This window comes from Vibrio sp. 10N.286.52.C3 (assembly GCF_041468865.1).
GTDB classification, from domain to species: domain Bacteria; phylum Pseudomonadota; class Gammaproteobacteria; order Enterobacterales; family Vibrionaceae; genus Vibrio; species Vibrio crassostreae_C.
In genome coordinates, this window is record NZ_JBFRJM010000131.1 from 908 (window position 1) to 1,313 (window position 406).

At 44.3% G+C, this 406-nt stretch carries 1 protein-coding gene; it reads left to right on the forward strand.

The features are described from left to right. Positions 1 to 403: transposase (locus AB4138_RS24010; RefSeq protein WP_372307955.1), on the forward strand; the 403-nt coding region annotated here is incomplete at its 5' end. Positions 404 to 406 lie beyond the last annotated feature (3 nt).

Here is a 406-nt window from a genome sequence, read left to right on the forward strand (position 1 = left end):
ACGCTGGGTGTTGTTGAAAAATAGAGGCAACTTAAATCCACGGCAAGACAGCTATCTTACAGAAATATTGAATATCAATAAGGACTTAATGACCACTTATATACTCGGGGCACAGCTCAAAGAGCTTTGGTATTGTGAATCAGAAGCACATGCTAAAGGGCTCTGGGAGGCGTGGTGGGCACAAGTACAAGAGAGTGGAATTAAGCCATTGAAAGAGTTCGCACGAAAACTGAGTCCTTATCTTCACGGTATTATCGCATCGGCAAGTTATCCGCTAAACACCTGCACCCTAGAAGGGATAAACAACAAGATAAAGCTAATCAAGCGAATGGGGTATGGGTATCGAGATACCGACTACTTCTTCTTGAAGATAAAAGCGGCTTTCCCCGGAAAGCCGCGATGAACC